This window comes from Acinetobacter sp. YH01011 (assembly GCF_013420785.1).
Classification (GTDB): Bacteria; Pseudomonadota; Gammaproteobacteria; order Pseudomonadales; family Moraxellaceae; genus Acinetobacter; species Acinetobacter towneri.
The window spans coordinates 106688-126731 of the sequence record NZ_VOYG01000003.1; the positions used below are offsets into that span (position 1 = coordinate 106688).

Consider the following 20044-nt stretch of genomic DNA (forward strand, 5'->3'; position numbering starts at 1 on the left):
AGCCAAACTTATCGCAATTGGCAGTTGGGCAAACTCATCGTATGATGGGCGACAAGTATGATAAAAACTTCAAGTTCTCCGTTGCCTGTAACACTGTTTTAAACTGGGTTTAAGCAATGGATTTTAAAATAGATGAAAACACATCAATACGGTCAAAATAGGCAAGTTCAGTTATGACTTATGCTGTATCTTTAAAATTAAAACCAGAAACATATCAAAGATTTCAACACATTCATCAACAACTCAATGCAGGTGAATCGGAAAGTTTATCTAAAGCTTTGGGGGCGGTACTGACCGATATTTCTTGTGAAATTATTGAGCAACTTTTTGGTGAATTGTCACGTTCTAGTCATTCACTGGATGGTGAATCTGAAAAAATTATTCAGCAAGTCATACAAACCATGCAAAAATATATGCCATGGTCGGTGTCGTTTTTTGGCAATGAACGCTTAACGCCTATGGTGAATTATCTGGCAAGCATGATGTATCAGCAGGAAGGGCAAGGTTTTGTGACTTATCCTGTCGATAGTATTGTTATGAAAGAAACGTTGGGTTGTATTGAGCAAATTCGGCAGGGCAACAGTGCATGTATTGCGCCTGCATTTAAAGGGTTTACTCAAATTATTGATCAGGGCGTGGGTTATTTAATTCGTGATCCGAAAAAAATGCTGAAATTTAATTTGGTGGTCGATAAAACTTTAAACGGCGTGATTCATTTGACTACGCAACGGGGGTATAAACGCCTAGAAAAAATGGGTGCGCAATTCGATTTGGAAAGTGCAGAGATATATTTAAACCATTTTCTTGGGTTTTTGCAGCATCCTGCAAAACCTAAGACTTAAATTTTGATGACTTAAATTTTTAAATAACGCGGACAAACGGTTATGGCAAAACGGGAAAACTTGGAACATAAAGTGGTGTGGATTACAGGTGCATCTTCTGGCATTGGTAAGGCATTGGCAAAAGAGTGTGCTTTACAAGGTGCACAAGTGATTTTAACCGCACGTCGTTATGAAGAACTTGAAAAAGTACGCGTGAGTTTGCTGAATCCTGAACGTCATCTTTCTGTATGTGCAGATATTACCAATGAAAGTCAGGTGTTACATGCGTATGAACAAGTTTTGGCACGTAAAGGACGCATTGACTGGCTAATTAATAATGCAGGTTTAAGTCAGCGCGCTTTAATTGCCGATACCACTATGCAGACTGAACGCACCATTATGGAAGTGGATTATTTTTCTCAGGTCTTTCTGACCAAAACTGTCTTGCCGACCTTTTTACAGCAAAAACATGGTCGCATTATTTTTGTATCTAGTGTTGCAGCATTATTGGGTACGCAATATCGCGCGTCATATTCTGCAGCGAAAAGTGCCATTCACATGTGGGCGAATAGTTTGCGTGCCGAAGTAGCGGAGCAGGGCGTACAGGTTTCAGTTGTTTTCCCAGGATTTGTGAATACCAATGTGTCTTTTAATGCGTTGAATGGTGAAGGCAAACCACAAGGACATCAAGATGAAGCCATTGAAAATGGTTTAGATGCTGATGTTTTTGCTAAAAATACAGTTAAAGCACTCATGGCAGGCGATGAATATATCGTGGTCGGGGGCGCTAAAGAAAAACTGGGCGTGTTGGTGTCGCGTTTATCGCCAAGTACTTTATATAAAATGATTCGTAAAACCAAAGTGAAGTAATTTTTAATCAAAGTGACTTCAAAATAAAATAATAAAAACAAAAAGAAGGATGAGCCATGCGTTTAATGATGAAAGGTATTTTTTTATTTATCAGCGCGTGGCTTTTCGCTTTCTTAGGGATGACTCAAACGACATTTGCCAAATTACAAACAAACGATGATTCGTTGTGTAAACAACCTGAATATATTGAAAAGATTTTACGACAGCACACAAATACAACCACAGTGAATGAGGACTTTTTGGCTTGTGCGGATTTCCCCAATGTTCCTGAACAAACTTTAATTGCTTATGCTGAAACTCAGACAAAAGATGATCAACCTGTAGATGATTATCAGCTGACTTTTTTAACCGTAAATAGTAAAACGCAAAAGCTTCATTCAATCTATCATGTGAAAGAGCTTTTGCCTTCAGATGCAATTGAACTGCGTTCTATCCAATTAGATTTGGCGCCGTATCAAGTTTCTGAAAGCTTAAGGGCAATTGGTTTAAGAAGGAATTATGCAGGACGTTCAAGTGCCAATCCATTTTCGGCGCAAGTACTCGATTTATATGATTTACAACATAACAAGAAAATTTTAAACGGCTTAATCGTAGCGCGCTATCAGGCAGAAACCGATACACGTTGTAATGCCAAAGTAATAGAAAGCAAAGCTATTTTAATGATCTTGCGAAATACAACTCGACAATATTTTGATATGCAATTACGTGATCGTATTCAACATTATGAAATGTCGGGCGATTTAGAAAATTGCTAAGAAACTAAACGCGTGTCTACTCAACAGCGTTTCACTTTAAAATTTGATGGTCGGCAATATCAAATTCCTCAGCCTTATCGAGATCAGTATTTATACTAAATTCTTTACAAACGCTGAAAGATGTACTCAGCGTTTTGCAGAGAATTGACTAACGCTATTTTGAACCGCCGTTCCATAAGCAAAGACTTCGACCATGCCGCCTTGCATCCCCAATTCTGTGGTGCTTAAACGCAGCCCCATAATATGATTTGCGCCCATTTTTTCAGCTTCTAATTTTAAACGGACGATGGCTTCACGACGCGCCCGCTCGACAATACTTTCATAACTGGTCAAGCGCCCGCCAAAGAAGTTCTGAATATTGGCAATCACAAACTTAAAATAATCATGAGAAATGACCACATTGCTGTGTATCAATTGCCCAAAATTGGGACTGGTCTGGAAGCGGTTATTATCAATCTGAATATAACTTAAACGCAGTTCTTGCTCGGCTAAATATTTGAAATGTTTGCGTTCGTTGTGTCGCCCAAAACCAAAGCCTACGGCAAATAAAATCGCAAAGACAACAATTTGCAGAATTAAATTATCCATGTGATGTTATTCCTGTTCAATAATCTTTGCTTTAGTGTGATGCTGGAAATGGGTCTGGAAGTTTAGGAATATCTGCCTCGACCACCACTGCTGTACCATAAACAAACAATTCCGAAGCACCTTGAGCGATATTTGAAGTAGAAAAGCGAATCCCAACAATAGCATTGGCACCTAAACCACGTGCTTTAGCAATCATACGATCCATCGCTTCTTGGCGTGATTCTTCTAGTAATTCGGTATAAGCCGTTAATTCACCACCGACAATATTTTTGAGTCCTGCCAAGAAGTCACGCCCCACATGCTTACTGCGTACGGTGCTGCCATAGACCACATCAATTTGCCGTGAAATACGATGACCTGGTACAGATTCAAGATTACTAAGCAACATAAGATTCTAATATTTAAAAACAAGACGTATTGAAGATATGAAATGTGCTTGCAAAAAGCAATAAAAAAGCCCACCGAAGTGAGCTGATTTAGTCTTTATATCTGAGCTGTTAAGCAGCAAATTTAAGGTAGACGCAAAGACTTATTGCGCTTTACGTTCTGCCGATGATGCAGGTTGTGATGTGGCATCTGAAGTATTGGCTTTCACACCGCCACCCAAAGATTTATACAACTCCACCTGATTGTTCAAATTGGCTTGTTCCAACAACAATAAACCTTGTTCTGCTGCATAAGACGTACGCTGTGCATCCAACACGGTTAAATAGTTGTCAATGCCTGCGCGGAAGCGTGCATTAGATAATTTATAAGTGGTATTGGTCGCATCAACCAAGCGTTTTTGTGCCGCTAAACGATCACCAATATTTTGACGAACTGCCAAAGCATCATTCACTTCACGGAATGCAGACTGAATTGATTTTTCATAGTCAGCCAAAGCAATTTGTTGATCCGTTTCTGAAATTTTGATGTTGGCTTGGCGTGTGCCCCAATCAAAAATTGGCAAGTCGATGCTCGGGCCCACTGCCCAAACAAAACTGCCTGATTTAAACAAATCACTCAAGTCAGTTGATGCATAGCCTGCATTGCCCGTGAGGCTAATGCTTGGGAATAAACGTGCTTTTGCTGCACCAATATTGGCACCCGCAGCCGATAGTCGATACTCTGCAGTACGAATATCAGGACGGTTATTCAGCAAGTCACTTGGTAAGCCAGCGCCAATTGCGGTAGTTTTGGTAATGCGCGTCACACGTTGCGTTGGCAATAACGCACTTGGAACTTGTTCGCCCACCAACAAGTTCAGCAAGTTTTGTGCTTGCGCGACTTGGGTTTTGTAGTTGGCGACATCATTACGTGCAGTTTCAACTGAAATTTGTGCCTGACGGACAGGTAATTCACTATCAATGCCGACATCAAAACGCTTTTTGTTGAGGTTATAAGACTCAAGCTGTGTTTTTAAGGTTTGGTCTGCCAGTTTTAAATTGGCATTGGCAAAAGAATAGTTGAGCCATGCTTGCGCCACCTGACCAATCAAGGCAATTTGTGTGGCATCACGCGAGCTTTGAGTTGCCAAGAAGTTATCTAATGCATTGTCTTTTAAGCTGCGTACACGACCCCAAAAATCTAGTTCGTAGGCAGTTACACCTAAACCAACGTTATAGCGTGTGTGTGTGCCTAAAGCAGTACCTTGGTCTTGACGCAGTACGCCACCGCTAGCACCAATGGTAGGTAACTGGTTGTTTTCGGTAATTTGATAGGCTTGTTGGGCACGTTGGATATTCAGCGTCGCTGTGCGTAAATCACGGTTATTGTTCAATGCCATATCCAAAACTTGTAATAAGCGTTGATCGGCAAAGAAATCTTTATAACCTTGTTCAGCCACTGAAGTACCCGATGCAGCAGCAGTATAGCTGCTTGGAATACTTGCCTGAGCGACGGGCTCTGGCCCACGCATACTTTGACAAGCTGTCAAAGCAAGCGCGAGGGCAGAAACCGCAATACCACGGCCTGTATGCGACCATAAGTTTTGCATCACGATACATGCTCCTGATTATTTTGTTGTTTTGGTTTGTATTTAAAGATACTTCTAATCCAGACATAGAATACAGGAATAAAGAAGATCCCTAACAAGGTTGAGCTAATCACACCACCTAACACACCATAACCTACTGAGTGTTGGCTACCTGCACCCGCACCTGATGAAAGTGCAAGCGGCAATACACCAAAACCAAAGGCCAAAGTGGTCATAATGATTGGGCGTAAACGCATTTTTGCAGCATGCAAGGTCGCTTCAAACAGGTCTTCACCTTTTTCTTGTAGCTCTTTGGCAAATTCCACAATCAAAATCGCGTTTTTGGCTGATAAACCAATCACGGCAATAATTGCCACTTGGAAGTAAATGTTGTTGGATAGGTTCGGGTTTTTGAACAAGATCATGCCCCCGAAGGTGAGCAATAATGCTCCGACAATACCCAACGGTACCACCAACAGCACCGAGAATGGAATAGACCAGCTTTCATACAAGGCTGCCAAACACAAGAATACAATCAGTAATGACAGTGCATAGAGGAATGGTGCCTGATCGCCCGATTCACGTTCTTCAAGTGATAAACCTGTCCATTCATAGTCAAAGCCGTTTAAGCCCATAGATGGAAGTTTTGCGACAATTTCTTCCATCGCTTGCATGGCTTCACCAGAGCTGACACCTGGCGCAGGTGCACCCTGAATGTTCTTGGCAGATACGCCGTTATAGCGTTCCAAACGAGGTGAACCATAAGTCCATTCGCCTGTTGCAAAGGCTGAGAATGGCACCATTTCACCACGGTTGTTGCGGACATACCACTTGTTCAGGTCTTCAGGCATCATGCGTGAATCAGATTCGGCTTGCACATAGACTTTTTTCACGCGACCACGGTCAATAAAGTCATTGATGTACGAACCACCCCAAGCCATGCCCATGGTGCTGTTGATTTCAGCAATGCTGACACCTGCCGCACCTGCTTGCGCTTGGTCAATAATAATACGGTACTGAGGTGTATCTTCTTGACCATTTGGACGTACGCCCATTAAGCGAGGGTCTTTAGACGCTTCACCCAACACAATATTACGTGCCATGGTGAGTTTTTCATGACCATTGCCCGCAGCATCTTTCAGTTGCAAGTTAAAGCCTGAGCTGACACCTAATTCTGGCATCGCAGGAAGCTGTAATGGCATGATGTAAGTGGCATCTTTCACAATCATGTTCAGTGCCATACCACGCTGGATAATTGCACCAACTTGAGATTCAGGGCTTGTACGCTCACTCCAGTCTTTTAACTTAATGAACGCCATACCTGCGTTTTGACCAACGCCTGAGAAAGAGAAGCCTGAAACACTAAATACCGACTGCACATGCTCTTTTTCATTTTCTCTGAAAAAGTTGGTCATGCTGGTCATGGTGGCGTCAGTACGTTCCAAAGTTGCATTTGGTGGGAGTTGTACCAATGTCATCACCACGCCCTGATCTTCATCAGGCAAGAATGATGATGGTAGTTTTTGGAACACTAACACAATAATGCCCAGTACCACTGCATATAAAACCCCCGAGAAGATTTTATGATGCGTCATGCGGTTAACACCACCTTGATATTTAACCGAGAGCTTATCGAAACTGCGGTTAAACCAGCGGAAGAAACGCGCAAAAATACCGTTGCTTTCAGGCTTGTTTGGATCGTGTTGTTTAAGAATCGTGGCACATAGGGCAGGGGTAAAGGTCAACGCTACGACCAGTGACAACACCATTGCAGTCACAAGCGTAATTGAGAATTGACGATAAATAACGCCTGTAGTCCCACCAAAGAATGCCATAGGTACGAATACCGCAGACAATACCGAGGTAATCCCGATCAGTGCGCCTGAAATCTGTTTCATCGACTTTTCAGTCGCCGCCACAGGGTCAAGATGTTCTTCGACCATGACACGTTCTACGTTTTCCACCACGACAATTGCGTCATCGACCAATAGACCAATCGCCAGTACCATGGCAAACATGGTCAGGGTGTTAATCGAGAAGCCAAACATGTTGATCACGGCAAAGGTACCCAGTACCACCACAGGTACGGCCATAGTTGGAATAATTGTGGCGCGCCAGTTCTGCAAGAACAGGAACATCACAATAAAGACCAAAATGATCGCTTCAATTAAGGTTTTAACAACACTCTTAATCGAAAGTTCAATAAATGGCGTGGTATCAAAAGCCAACTCATCCTTTAAACCCGCAGGGTAGTTAGGACGTAATTGCTTGAGGCGTTCTTCCACAGCAGCAGCAGTATCTAGGGCGTTAGCACCTGTAGATAATTTAATTGCGACACCGCCCGCAGGCTTGCCGTTGTATTTAGAAATAAACTGATAGTTGTCTGCACCAAGTTCAATTCGTGCCACATCACCCAAGCGCACTTGAGCGCCTGAAGCGGTATTTTTTAGAAAAATATTGCTGAATTGTTCAGGTGTTTGCAGCAAGCTTTGCGCAGTTACTGTAGCATTCAAAGCCTGACCTTGAATTGCAGGTGCGCCGCCCAATTGACCTACCGCAACCTGTGCGTTTTGGGTACGAATCGCTTGAGCAATATCACTTGGTGTGACTTGCAAGCTCGCCATTTTGGCAGGGTCCATCCAAATACGCATCGCGTATGAGCCACCAAAGACTTGTACTTCACCCACACCTGCAACACGGCTCAGCGGTTCAGAAATGTTAGAGTTAACATAGTCTTTAATATCATCGGCAGACAGGCTTTCATCAGGTGAATAAAAAGCGAGAACCTGTAAGAAGCTCGCTCCTGATTTGGTCACTTTCACGCCTTGACGTTGCACATCATCAGGCAAGAGCGCCGTAGCAGATTGCAATTTGTTCTGTACTTGAACCTGTGCAATATCTGGGTCGATACCTTGTTCAAAGTTTAACGTAATGGATGCAGAACCGTTCCCCGCACTGTTGGATGAAATATAGCGCAGACCATCCAAGCCGTTCATTTGTTGTTCAATAATTTGCGTTACTGTGTTTTCCACAGTTTCAGCAGATGCACCCGGATAGGTTGCAGCAATGGTGACCGTTGGCGGTGCAATGGTCGGATATTGGGCAATTGGCATATTGGTGAGGGTAATAATCCCCGCCAACATGATTACCAATGAAATCACCCATGCAAAAATGGGGCGATGAATAAAAAAGTGAGCCATTAACGTCTACTCCTTATGTATTTGAAGTAGCTTTTGATTCAGTTGCTTGGGCTTCTGAGGCTGGTTTGGCATCCCCCGATTTTGCTGGTGCAGCAGCGCCTTGCGGTTGATACGGCTTAGCGACCACTTGCTGTTCAGGTTTTACTTTGGCAATACCTTCGACAATCACTTTATCGCCAGTTTGCAAACCTTCAGTCACAATCCAGTTGCTGCCTTGCGTACCAACTGTGGTCACAGGACGCGGTTCAACAATACCTTTGGCATTCACAATCATTGCCATTGCCTGACCTGTTGGGGTACGGCTAATCGCAGCTTGTGGAATTAAGATTGCGTTAGGAATCACACCTTGCACAATTTGCGCAGTGGCAAACATACCCGGCAATAATAAATGATTTGAATTTGGGAACACGGCGCGTAAAGTCACGGTGCCTGTTTCTGGGTTCACGCTGGCATCAGAAAAAGCCAAACGACCTTCAACAGGGTAGTAGCTGCCATCTTCAAGTTTTAATTTTACTTTGGTGTTGTTGCTGCTATTTAAACTACCTTGGCTCAATTGCTGACGTAAACGTAGTAACTCTGCGCTGGACTGATTGATGTCTACATAAATTGGGTCTAAGCGTTGAATCGTCACCAACGGTTCCGCCTGACTAGCCGTAACCAATGCACCTGCAGTCACAGTAGAGCGGTTGGTTTGCCCTGAAATTGGGGCACGTACAGTCGAATAACCTAAGTTAATTTCGGCATTGCGTACTTCTGCTTGAGTCGCAGCAACATCGGCTTCGGCAAGTTTTACTTGTGCCACAATGTCATCATATTCTTGTTTAGAGATTGCATTGCTGCCCACCAACTGACGGTAACGACCTTCTTTAATGCGTAACACATTCAATTGCGCTTGCTGGCGGGTAAGTGCTGCACGGCTACTGTCTAGACTGGCACGGTTGGTACGTGAGTCAATTTCATAAAGCGCCTGACCTTCACGTACGTAGCTGCCTTCGGTAAATAAGCGTTTCAGAACCACACCACTGGTTTGTGGGCGAACTTCTGAAATTTCAAAGGCTGTGGTACGTCCAGACAGTTCTACAGACTGTTCCACGCTTTGTGGCTGTGCCACCAGTACGCCAACCTCAGTCGGTGGCATTTGCTGAGCTGCACCTGCTTGCTGTGCATCTTTTGGATCTTTGCTACAACCCACAAGTGCTAAACTTGTGGCTAATGCGCAAGCAGTCAGGGCAGGAGCCCAAAGCTTTGCAGACATCATTCTTTCACCTCTATTAGATTTTTATCTAAACTTATATATTGGTTTGTCTTGCAGATATTGAGCGCAAAACAGATACCACAATGTGATCCAAATAAAACTTATGCTCCAACCAGAGAGGACATCTGAAGGATAGTGCACTCCCAGATACACACGGGAAATGCCCATCAGCAACATCCACAACCATGCACATACAGATAAAATTTTATGCGCTGAATGTTGCAAACTCAGGTAAATCACCAAACAACCTAAAGTTGCAGCATAGAAACTATGGGCGCTTGGAAATGATGTGCCAAAAGTTTCCACTAAATGCAATGCTTCAGGCGGGCGAGGTCGCGCGAATAGGTATTTGAGCAGCCATGAAAGCGCAATACTTACGACCAGTCCTACACTGATAAAAACAATTTTTGTGTATTTTTTATACCATGCCAAATAGAAACACCATAGGCAGGTTAAAAATAATACAAATGGCATGCCACCTAATACAGAAAGTGTGATTGCCAATTGATTCAAATGTGCGGTGCGCTGGGTACTTAAAAACTCCACACTGGCAACATCAAATTGTTGCCAACTTGGAATGTTTAGCACTAACACACTGATTATAAATAGTAAACTACCGAGATAAAGCAGTATTTTAGGCATGCTAAAAATCCCTGTAAGTTTAACCGATTTGAGCACGGTTGATGAATGGAATAAAGTGTACTAGTCAGTACACTTTATTTCAAGCCAATGTAAATGAGAAGAATTTCTTTTTTTGTTACTTTGTGCGCAATGTAAATGTGCACTAAATTTTAGCATTTCGTTCAGTATTTGAGGATGCATCGTCATCCACTGTAATTGGTTGTTTCGGTGGCCAAAAGAAATCACTTGGACGGGTTAAGAAGTGAGTCAGCACCAATTTTGCCAAAGGTTTCCACTGTTCAAAACGTACCCGACGCGCACGCAATGCCACAATAATGGTTAAAGTAAAGCTGACAAATAAGTTGGTTAAACCAATTAGTAGTACGCCTAAAAAGGACACAATAATCAGGCCAATTTCAGGTGAGCCATTAATATTCATTAAACCCTGAATAAAGTTGGCAGAAGCGAAGGCAATGTGGCGAATATCAATCGGTAAACCCAAAATATAACCCAGTGTGGCGGTACTGCCGAGCATAATCCCGAACAGGAAATTACCTGCCAAAGCCCCTAAGTTTCGTTCTATATAATTGGCAAATATATTGAGACGTTCTTGCCCGAGTAGCTTTTTTAAATGCAGATGGGCTTTTAGGCGTGGCCCGACTTTACGATACACGGCCATGTTATCGAAATAACCTGCAATCAAACCAGACAGAAATAAAAATACCCCTGCAATGGCGGCATGTGGAATGGCAAGTGAAGTAAACGGATTCAAGTCGTGCAGCATATTGGATGCTTTGGCATGTGACATCAACGGTTCATGCAACATGGCATCCCAACTAAAAGCAATTAAGGCTGCGACTGGAATGGCAATCGAGATATTGCCCAAAATGGCGACGAACTGCGTGCGGATAATATTAATAATTAAGGCAGCAAGTTCGGCAATTTGTGCCATTTTAGAGCCTTTACGATGCTGTACCGTAGAAGCCAATGCTGCAGCAGTCATTGCGGGTTGTTTGGTGGCAACAGTAAAGTGCAAGACATGAATCAGCATAAAACCAAATGAATAAATCATGCTGTTGATGATGGCCTGCATCATCGGAGCGAGCACTAAACGCGAGGCGAGGGTTTTTAAAGTCGCCATCGTGGCAATTAAAACACCTGCACCTGCCGCAGCTTTATACATGCCCCAAAAGCCGTCTTTGTCGGTACTTACATAATGCTCACCCGTTTTACTAGCATTTTCAGTGACTTGTAAGGCAATTAACTCACTGTTTTCTGCAAGCAAGGAGCGTACACTGCGTTCGCTATACAATGCCGCAGTTACATCTACCAGTAATTGTCCTGCCGAAACATAACGGACTTTGTCTTGCGCCACGATTAAATTCAGCAACAGTTCAATCCGCTCTAAACATTGTTCAAGTAAAGACAATAAGTAGGTCAGACTGATGCTGACGCCAGTTCGTTTGGTGGCACGACGAATTTTACTGCTGACATCATGACATTGGTCAATCATCACCAAAGCTTGAGAGGCATCGGGTGGTTGAATGGCACTGATTTGATCGTGTTGTTGATCGGCAACTTTATAAAGCTGAATAAACTCGTTGATTTCGCGGTTTTGTGCCAAAAAAGGTGAATCATATTCACTTAGTTCAGGATAGGCACTAATAAATTCAGGATATAAACCAATGCCGCTGACCCGATATGACAGCACTGTTAGAGCTTTAATAATTTCACTGCGAATCAGGCGTTTTTGTGTTTGTCCGCCATGTCCGCGATTCAGTAAAGTAAATAATTGCTGCCATTCGGTATCTTCAATATTGTCGAGCCAGTATTTATCACTACGTAGTGGAAAAACTCGACGGACTAAATCTTGCAGTTGGCTTTCATCATTAATCAGCGGTAAAAAGTGCGCGCCCAAACGCTGAAACAACTGATTCCAAAAACCATCGAGCGATAAAATTCCCGTGTCGGCATATAAACTGGTTTGTTTGTATTGATTGATTAGACGTAAAACAAAATGTTGCAAGGTTGAGCTGGCATCGGGTGTCAGCAGCAAGGCTTGTAAGAAAGCTTGAAACTTTTGATGAGTTTCTTCTAAATCTTGAGTGTCACTTGGACGGATACGATTGACCAGTTCAATCAGCAGATTTTCATCCAGAACAGCTTTTGGTGTATCCAGCTGTTCTTGCATTTTTCTAAATAAATCGTTGAGTTTTATATGCATAAGCTGCTTAAATTATTGAATGCGATGTAAAGCCAATAAGGCTAAATTCTTTAAGGCCTGACGATACTCCGAGTCTGGCAGTGCTTCTAAAGCGGCAATAGCGGCTTCTGTTTCTTCTGTGGCACGTTGGCGGCAATAATCGAGAGCGCCAGAGGACTGCACAATGGCAATAACCTGATCGAGGTCAGAAGTACCACCTGTCGCAATACTGCGACGAATAATTTGATGTTGTTCGCCAGTGGTATTTCTTAATGCAGAGATTAAAGGCAAAGTTGGTTTGCCTTCCATTAAATCATCGCCAATATTTTTACCTAATGTTTCAGCGTCTGATGTGTAATCTAAAATATCATCAATAATTTGGAAGGCATTGCCAAAGTGTCCTGCAAATAAACGCAACGGCTCACGGTACTGTGGCGTGCCTGTTAAAATTGCTGCACCTTCAGTGGCAAGTTCAAATAAACGTGAAGTTTTGCCGTGAATAATGTCTAAATAAATTTGTTCTGTAGTGTCAGGTTGATGCTGTGCCTGTAATTGTAAAACTTCACCTTCGGCAATTTCACAAGTCCCTGTAGAAAAGTCTTTTAGCAATACCAAATCGTTTAAATCGACCAATAAGTCAAAGGCGCGGGAGATTAAAAAGTCACCGACTAAAACCGCTGTTTGGTTATTCCAAGTGGCGTTAGCAGTAGGTCGACCACGACGTAAACCAGACTCATCCACCACATCATCATGCACCAAAGTTGCGGTATGCAGCATTTCAATAATTGCAGCCAGTTTACGTTGACGCTCTAAATCTTCTGCACCACAAGCTTTGGCAGCAAGTAAGCACATAATTGGACGCATGCGCTTACCGCCAGCTTCGACCACATGCTTACTAACCGCCATCACTAACGCGACTTTAGAGGTAATCCCTTCATTAATAAATGTATCCATCGCGGCAAAATCAGAAGCAACAGGGGCGAGAATGTCTTGCTTAAAGTCGATGGTCATGTGAAGAGAAACCTCAATAATATTGAATGACAACTTAGTTGAATCAGTTGTAACTTATGTTACAGCCAAGAAAACTGCTTAAGTCTGCGAAAATAACGCAATGAATGCAATAGTTAGGCACCTGCCAAATGCTGTAATTGTTAATTCTACTAGAAAACGAAGTCAATAACTTTGTGGGTAAATTCAGTTATTTGCTCAAGTTGGGCATGATTTTAACAAGCACAGCAGTTTACGCCAACACAATCTGTCTGTATTGATTGATCCATTGAATATGGATGAGGCTGCAGAAAGTCATTTACGCGGCTGGGTATTAAATAATCAACCTTGTTGTGCAATAATTGCCGTAAATGGCTTGTTGTTTGTGCGAATATCGCTTAAAATCTTTGCCCTTGAATAACCCCCAGTGGCGTTCGTTTTAAGATCGATATATCCCTTTATCGGCACGACGACACGGGCATGTTTGGAGTACATTATGTACGCAGTAATCCAAAGCGGTGGTAAACAGCACCGTGTTGTTGAGGGTGAAACCCTTAAAGTTGAATTATTGAAAGCTGAAACTGGCGCAACTATTACGTTTGATGACGTATTAATGGTTGTAAACGGTGACAACGTTCAAATCGGTGCTCCAGTTGTTGCTGGCGCTAAAGTAACTGCAGAAGTGGTTGGTCATGGTCGTCACGACAAAATCCGTATTGTTAAAATGCGTCGTCGTAAACACTACCGTAAGCAACAAGGTCACCGTCAATGGTTTACCGAGTTGAAAATTACTGGTATTGCAGGCTAATCACTAGGAGTAAATAGACATGGCAACTAAAAAAGCCGGTGGATCGACTAAGAACGGTCGTGATTCGAATCCTAAGATGTTAGGTGTTAAAGTTTACGGTGGTCAAACTGTAACTGCTGGTAACATCATCGTTCGTCAACGTGGTACAGAATTCCACGCTGGTGCAAACGTAGGTATGGGCCGTGACCATACTTTATTTGCTACTGCTGACGGCGTAGTAAAATTCGAAGTGAAAGGTCAATTTGGCCGTCGCTACGTATCTGTTGAAGCGTAAGCTGAAATAGTGAAAAAACCCACAAGTGATTGTGGGTTTTTTTATGCTTGTATGATGGAAAATTAGGGTCAAAGGATAACTTTTAGTTCTTCATCATGATGGATAAATTTCTACATTTTATATTAATAAGCATACAAAACTTCTTATTTTCTATCATATTAGCGCCAGAAATTGGTTTAAGATGGGACATCCAAAACATTGCGATTGAGCAAATATAAAAAGGTGAATCTATGAATATGCTTCGTAAAACGATGTGTGCTGTGGCATTGGGTGCAACCACTTTAGCGCCAATCATGAGTACTACAGTGTTTGCTGCGCCAGTGGCAGCATCGGAGCAACAAGCGACAGCAAACCTTGTTAAACAATTGAATGGTATTAAAAGTTTTACCGCCAATTTTGAGCAAACCACAAAAGTTAGCAACAATGGCAAGGCTTTGCCAAACCGTGGTTTATCGGCACAGCACATGAACCAGAATTTTAAAGGGGTTATGAAAGTTGAGCGTCCAGGTAAATTCTTTTGGGAAACCACCAGTCCAGCCAAACAAACAATTGTGACTACGGGTAAAACCGTATGGATTTATGACCCAGACTTACAACAAGCTGTACGCCAAAGCCTAGATGATCAAGTGGCAAATACGCCTGCGTTGTTGCTTTCGGGCAATACCAATCAAATCATGCAGTCGTATCGTGTGACCCAGCCGAATAAGTCAAAGACTTATTACACCTTATACCCAAAAAGTGATGATGGCGTATTTCAGAGTTTAACCATTAGTTTTGGTGCGCGTAACGCGCCAACCTTAATGATTTTACAGGACTCATTGGGACAAACCACGCATGTGCGCTTTAATAATGTAAAAGTCAATGCGGCGATACCAGCCTCAACTTTTAATTTTACTCCACCAAAAGGCACGGACATTATTGATCAATAATTGAATGTTTTCATACATTCTTTTAAAAGCATAATTTGTTATTCCTTATCCTAGCCTTCTCCCACAGGGAGAAGGTTTTCAGCTTCAGCATAGCGGAAATTTATTTGAATATTCTTCCCGAGAAATCCACAATTTCTGTGGATAAATCTTGGGATAATTCACATTTTGCAGTATGCAGGATATAGACTGAGTCATCACAGATCATCATTTTGCACTAATGATGTGTTATCAATATTTTGATTTATAATGAAAAAATAAAAATAATCATACAAAAATATGAGCATTAATTTTAAGCAACTTTATCCCCCGATTATTCCGTTACACAACTGCTCTAGGATTGAACAGCGAGAGTTATCTATAGTCTTGACTAATTCAATTGAAGCAATTTTATCGCAAGATTTGTGCAGGTTTGCATTTCTAATCATTGGACTTTATGAATCGTGGTAGAAGGGGAATTTAATGCAATATTTAAAATCACAGGTGTTTTTGGGTGCTGTCGCTTTAAGTTCGGTTCTGTTGTTGACTGCATGTCAGCCAAAGAGTGAGGCAACTTCTAAAACCGAAACTGAGCAAGCTGCGCCTGCATCTGTCACAGCCGAGATTCCTGTGATTCAAGCTAAAGTGGTGGCGCTTAAATTGCCACAACAGCAAATTTGTGATGAAGAAGGCTGTACTGCTTACGATATTCAGACAGTAAAAACCAATGTGGCGTGGATTGATGAATATTTTATGCAGCGTTTGCAAAAGGCAGACCCAATTGCATTTTCTGAAGCTGCGGCATCAACTGCAACGCCAAAGGTAGAAGAAACCGATCCTATGCGACTGAGTCAGAGTTCGAGCTATGTGCGTTATATCGGGCAACATGCCAATTTAGCGACGTTTAGTTTGCAAAGCTATAGTTACCCTGCGGGTGCAGCACATGGTATTCATCACCAAGAATTTGTGACTTTTGATTTAAAACAGAAAAAGCGTTTGGCGTTGCAAGATATTATGCTGCCCAATACGGAAGCCAAAATGACAGAAGAATTATTTAACCATAATTATAACTGGCTAGATGAACATGATATTTCCCGTGAAAAGTTTAAACTGAGCGATAATTTTTATTATGGCGCCAATGGTTTGGTCTTTGTCTACCCGTTGTATGAATTGGCATCTTATGCAGAAGGTATGCCTGAGTTGATTCTGCCTTACTACGCGACAGAAAAATTAATAAAGTCTGAATATTTGCCAAGTTTGCCGCAGTATCCTAGCCAATAAAATTGCACAAAAATACGCAGAGATTGCTGTAATAAGGTGCAGCCGTGAATCGGGTTACTGTATTTTTTAACCCGAAGCGCTTACACTATAGCCAGTTTTTTTCTTATTCCAAGATTGGCTATGATTGACCCGAAATTACTCAGAAATAATATTGAGGCTGTAAATTTAGCCTTGGCAAAACGTGGTGTGCAATTAGATGTGGCAGAGTGGGCAGCACTTGAAGCACGTCGTAAAGAATTGCAATCTAAAACCGAAGCATTACAGGCAGAGCGTAATTCGGGCGCAAAACAAGTCGGTCAGATTAAAAAAGCAGGTGGTGATGCTTCTGAAATTATGGCTCGCATGGCTGCTATTGGCGATGAAATCAAAGCCGCTGAAGTGGCTTTGGCAGAGTTACAAGATGAGTTAGAAGCTAAATCATTGTCTATTCCAAACTTGCCAGATGAGTCTGTGCCTGAAGGTAAAGATGAAGCTGATAATGTGGAAGTATTGAAATGGGGCACACCACGCCAGTTTGATTTTGAAATTAAAGATCATACCGACCTTGGCGAAATGATGGGTGGTTTGGAATTTGAAACTGCAACCAAATTAACAGGTTCTCGTTTTAGCGTTCTGAAAGGGCCATTGGCGCGTTTACAACGTGCGATTACACAGTTCATGTTAGATACGCATACTGTTCAAAATGGTTATACCGAAGCGTATGTACCGTATTTGGTCAATGCAGATTCATTGCGTGGTACTGGTCAGCTGCCTAAATTTGAAGAAGATTTGTTCAAGCTACAAGGTGAAAAAGAACACTATCTAATTCCAACTGCCGAAGTTCCAGTAACCAACTTTGTGCGTGATGAAATCATTGATCCTGAACGCTTGCCATTAAAATATGCCGCTCATACCCCTTGTTTCCGCAGCGAAGCAGGTTCTTATGGTCGCGATACTCGTGGTTTAATCCGCCAACACCAATTTGATAAAGTCGAAATGGTGCAGATTGTAAAACCAGAAACCTCAATGCAGGCTTTAGAAGAATTGACTGGACATGCAGAAGGTATTTTGCAGGCACTTGGTTTACCGTACCGTAAAATTATTCTATGTGGTGGCGATATGGGCTTTGGCGCAACCAAAACCTATGACTTAGAAGTTTGGGTGCCAAGTCAAAACACTTACCGTGAAATTTCATCATGCTCAAACATGGGGGATTTCCAAGCGCGTCGTATGAAAGCACGCTACCGTGCCGACCAAAAGAAAACTGAATTTGTGCATACATTAAACGGTTCAGGTTTGGCGGTAGGACGTACTTTATTGGCTGTTATGGAAAACTATCAACGTGCCGATGGTTCAATTGAAATTCCTGCAGTATTACGTCCGTACATGGGCGGTTTAGAGTTTATTGACTAAGTTGAGTGCAGGTCGACTTAGGATGAAATTGCTTACAATCAGATTTAAATATTGAGGTTTAGTGTGGATATTTTTCCAATCTCGTTAAAGTTGCAGCAGCAACCTTGTCTGATTGTGGGCGGTGGGCATATTGCTTATCGCAAAGCGGTGTTACTGGCTAAAGCGGGCGCAAAAGTTGATGTGCTTGCCCCTGAAATTGATGTCAATTTATTGCAACTGGTGCAACAAAGTCAGGGGCAGTATGTACAGGATGTTTTTAGTCCATCTACTGCGTTACGTCACTATCGTTTGGTGATTGCTGCAACGGATAACAATTTGGTCAATCAGCAAGTTTTTGCAGCTTGCGAAGCCGAAAATGTGCTGGTCAATAGTGTTGATGATCCACCACATTGCCGTTTTATGGTGCCTGCCATCATTGACCGTTCGCCTTTGGTGATTTCAGTCGCGAGTAATGGCACATCGCCTGTATTGTCACGTCAAATTCGTACACAACTGGAAAGTACCATTCCGCATGGTATGGGCAAACTGGCAGAGTTTTCAGGTCAGTGGCGTGCCGCAGTAAAACAGAAAATTGTAAATCCAGATGAGCGCCGTATTTTTTGGGAGGAGCTATATGCCAGTCCTCTTAAAGAACAGGTGTTCAACGACAATCTTGACGCTGCAAACCAAAGTATCCAACAGGCTTTAGCGGAATGGCAAACACCGAAAGGCGAGGTGTATTTGGTTGGTGCAGGGCCAGGTGATCCTGAGTTACTGACCTTAAAAGCCTTGCGTTTAATGCAGCAAGCCGATGTGGTGATTTATGATCGTTTGGTGTCTGCACCTATTTTAGAATTGTGTCGCCGTGATGCCGAAAAAGTCTATGTCGGAAAAGCACGTTCTAACCATGCTGTACCGCAAGAAGGCATCAATGCATTATTGGTGAAATATGCACAAGCAGGTAAGCGAGTTTGCCGTTTAAAAGGTGGCGATCCGTTTATTTTTGGGCGTGGCGGTGAAGAAATTCAAGAATTGTATGAAGCAGGTGTGTCATTTCAGGTCGTACCAGGCATCACCGCAGCCTCGGGCTGTTCGGCTTATGCAGGTATTCCACTGACTCATCGAGATTATGCGCAAAGTGTGCGTTTTCTTACTGGACATTTAAAAGAAGGTTCGCCTGAATTGCCGTGGTCAGAATTGGTGTATGAACAGCAAACTTTGGTGCTGTATATGGGCTTGGTTGGCTTAGAAAGCATTTGTGAAAAACTGATTGCACATGGACAACGGGCGGATATGCCTGTCGCCTTAATTTCTAAAGGCACGACACCTGAACAAAAAGTGGTGGTGGGGACGTTGGCGGATATTGCCAGTAAAGTCGCACAGCATCACATTCAGGCACCTACCTTGACCATTATTGGTGAAGTGGTCAATTTACGTGAACAGTTGAAATGGTAATGAATCTCCCCCAACCCCTCTTTTAAAAAGAGGGGAGTTCCCACATTTTCTAAAGGGAGCTGAGGAGGGATTGTGAAAAGTAGAGAAAATTTGTGATCCACGTTGTTTTATATGAGCCTGAAATTCCAGCCAATACAGGCAATATCATTCGTTTGTGTGCCAATACAGGTGCGCAATTGCATTTGATTAAGCCATTGGGTTTTGAGCTGGATGATAAAAAGCTGAAACGTGCAGGTTTGGATTATCATGAATGGGCACGTATGCAAATTTGGGACAATCTTGAGCAATGCTTGGCTAATTTAGACAGCAAAGGCGTGGGGTTGGATGCGATTTATCCATTAACCACCAAAGGCACAGAAACACCACATACTTCGGATTTAAACCGACCTGTTGCCTTGTTGATGGGGCCTGAAACACGTGGTTTGCCAGAAGCAGTACGCATGTTGTTTCCGCAGCAGCACTGGATTCGTTTACCCATGGCAGAAAACTCACGCAGTTTAAACTTGTCTAATGCAACGGCTGTGATTGTGTATGAGGCATGGCGTCAGCAAGGTTTTAAAGCATTGCTCTAATTTGAGCATCAATTCATTTCAAATTTAATGCGATCTTTAGCATCAATGCGTACAATTGATAGATAAAAAGCTGAGACAAAATTGTACTCAGCTTTTTTATTTTCGCTATTTTGCTGCTTTAAAG

At 42.5% G+C, this 20044-nt stretch carries 18 protein-coding genes; 10 read left to right on the plus strand and 8 right to left on the minus strand.

Features of this window, described 5'->3' with window-relative positions; all coding sequences use genetic code 11:
• The first annotated feature begins 173 nt into the window (after nucleotides 1–173).
• From FTT78_RS03120 to FTT78_RS03130, 3 genes are read left to right on the plus strand one after another with little or no spacing between them, the layout of a single operon-like run.
• The gene (locus tag FTT78_RS03120) at nucleotides 174–842 is read left to right on the plus strand and encodes a hypothetical protein (RefSeq protein ID WP_180043584.1); all 669 of its coding nucleotides are present in this window, start codon (nucleotides 174–176) and stop codon (nucleotides 840–842) included.
• A gap of 42 nt (nucleotides 843–884) precedes the next feature.
• Complete coding sequence (locus FTT78_RS03125; RefSeq protein WP_004972288.1) at nucleotides 885–1691, plus strand: SDR family NAD(P)-dependent oxidoreductase; 807 nt, start codon at nucleotides 885–887, stop codon at nucleotides 1689–1691.
• A 56-nt stretch (nucleotides 1692–1747) separates the two neighbouring features.
• A complete protein-coding gene (locus tag FTT78_RS03130; protein ID WP_180043586.1) occupies nucleotides 1748–2446 on the plus strand; it encodes a hypothetical protein in 699 nt (232 codons plus the stop codon).
• Nucleotides 2447–2572: 126 nt separating this feature from the next.
• Here the strand turns inward: FTT78_RS03130 and FTT78_RS03135 are convergent, their stop codons facing one another.
• From FTT78_RS03135 to sdsA, 8 genes are all read right to left on the minus strand, one after another.
• Nucleotides 2573–3034 carry a YbjQ family protein gene (locus FTT78_RS03135; RefSeq protein WP_004972286.1) on the minus strand — a complete coding sequence of 154 codons (462 nt, stop codon included), beginning with the start codon at nucleotides 3032–3034 and terminating at the stop codon, nucleotides 2573–2575.
• 31 nt (nucleotides 3035–3065) lie between these two features.
• Nucleotides 3066–3422 (minus strand): YbjQ family protein, encoded by a 357-nt coding sequence (locus FTT78_RS03140; RefSeq protein ID WP_004972285.1) that lies wholly within the window; start codon nucleotides 3420–3422, stop codon nucleotides 3066–3068.
• A 141-nt stretch (nucleotides 3423–3563) separates the two neighbouring features.
• The gene (adeK, locus tag FTT78_RS03145; protein ID WP_179988562.1) at nucleotides 3564–5009 is read right to left on the minus strand and encodes a multidrug efflux RND transporter AdeIJK outer membrane channel subunit AdeK; all 1446 of its coding nucleotides are present in this window, start codon (nucleotides 5007–5009) and stop codon (nucleotides 3564–3566) included.
• The gene (locus FTT78_RS03150) at nucleotides 5009–8188 is read right to left on the minus strand and encodes an efflux RND transporter permease subunit (RefSeq protein ID WP_004972283.1); all 3180 of its coding nucleotides are present in this window, start codon (nucleotides 8186–8188) and stop codon (nucleotides 5009–5011) included. The genes adeK and FTT78_RS03150 overlap by 1 nt, the downstream gene beginning before the upstream one ends.
• Before the next feature lie 13 nt (nucleotides 8189–8201).
• Complete coding sequence (locus tag FTT78_RS03155; protein WP_167845836.1) at nucleotides 8202–9446, minus strand: efflux RND transporter periplasmic adaptor subunit; 1245 nt, start codon at nucleotides 9444–9446, stop codon at nucleotides 8202–8204.
• A gap of 21 nt (nucleotides 9447–9467) precedes the next feature.
• On the minus strand, nucleotides 9468–10085 hold the full coding sequence (locus tag FTT78_RS03160) for a phosphatase PAP2 family protein (protein ID WP_180043588.1): 618 nt from the start codon (nucleotides 10083–10085) through the stop codon (nucleotides 9468–9470).
• A gap of 142 nt (nucleotides 10086–10227) precedes the next feature.
• A complete protein-coding gene (locus tag FTT78_RS03165) occupies nucleotides 10228–12288 on the minus strand; it encodes a site-specific recombinase (RefSeq protein ID WP_167845837.1) in 2061 nt (686 codons plus the stop codon).
• 12 nt (nucleotides 12289–12300) lie between these two features.
• Nucleotides 12301–13278, minus strand: coding sequence for an All-trans-nonaprenyl-diphosphate synthase (gene sdsA / locus FTT78_RS03170; RefSeq protein ID WP_104853134.1), 978 nt, complete (start codon nucleotides 13276–13278; stop codon nucleotides 12301–12303).
• A gap of 472 nt (nucleotides 13279–13750) precedes the next feature.
• Between sdsA and rplU the strand changes: the two genes are divergently transcribed.
• The 7 genes from rplU to FTT78_RS03205 all read left to right on the plus strand — a co-directional run bounded on the left by rplU (nucleotide 13751) and on the right by FTT78_RS03205 (nucleotide 19920).
• The gene (gene rplU / locus FTT78_RS03175; protein ID WP_004972275.1) at nucleotides 13751–14062 is read left to right on the plus strand and encodes a 50S ribosomal protein L21; all 312 of its coding nucleotides are present in this window, start codon (nucleotides 13751–13753) and stop codon (nucleotides 14060–14062) included.
• A 19-nt stretch (nucleotides 14063–14081) separates the two neighbouring features.
• Entirely contained in the window at nucleotides 14082–14336 is a 255-nt protein-coding gene (gene rpmA / locus FTT78_RS03180; protein WP_004760935.1) for a 50S ribosomal protein L27, read from the plus strand.
• 230 nt (nucleotides 14337–14566) lie between these two features.
• A complete protein-coding gene (gene lolA / locus FTT78_RS03185; RefSeq protein WP_096902723.1) occupies nucleotides 14567–15265 on the plus strand; it encodes an outer membrane lipoprotein chaperone LolA in 699 nt (232 codons plus the stop codon).
• 459 nt (nucleotides 15266–15724) lie between these two features.
• Complete coding sequence (locus FTT78_RS03190; protein ID WP_131260689.1) at nucleotides 15725–16522, plus strand: RsiV family protein; 798 nt, start codon at nucleotides 15725–15727, stop codon at nucleotides 16520–16522.
• 120 nt (nucleotides 16523–16642) lie between these two features.
• Nucleotides 16643–17914 (plus strand): serine--tRNA ligase, encoded by a 1272-nt coding sequence (gene serS / locus FTT78_RS03195; RefSeq protein WP_179996285.1) that lies wholly within the window; start codon nucleotides 16643–16645, stop codon nucleotides 17912–17914.
• A gap of 63 nt (nucleotides 17915–17977) precedes the next feature.
• Nucleotides 17978–19348, plus strand: coding sequence for a siroheme synthase CysG (cysG, locus tag FTT78_RS03200; RefSeq protein ID WP_004972262.1), 1371 nt, complete (start codon nucleotides 17978–17980; stop codon nucleotides 19346–19348).
• A gap of 92 nt (nucleotides 19349–19440) precedes the next feature.
• Entirely contained in the window at nucleotides 19441–19920 is a 480-nt protein-coding gene (locus FTT78_RS03205) for a tRNA (cytidine(34)-2'-O)-methyltransferase (RefSeq protein ID WP_136144597.1), read from the plus strand.
• Nucleotides 19921–20044 lie beyond the last annotated feature (124 nt).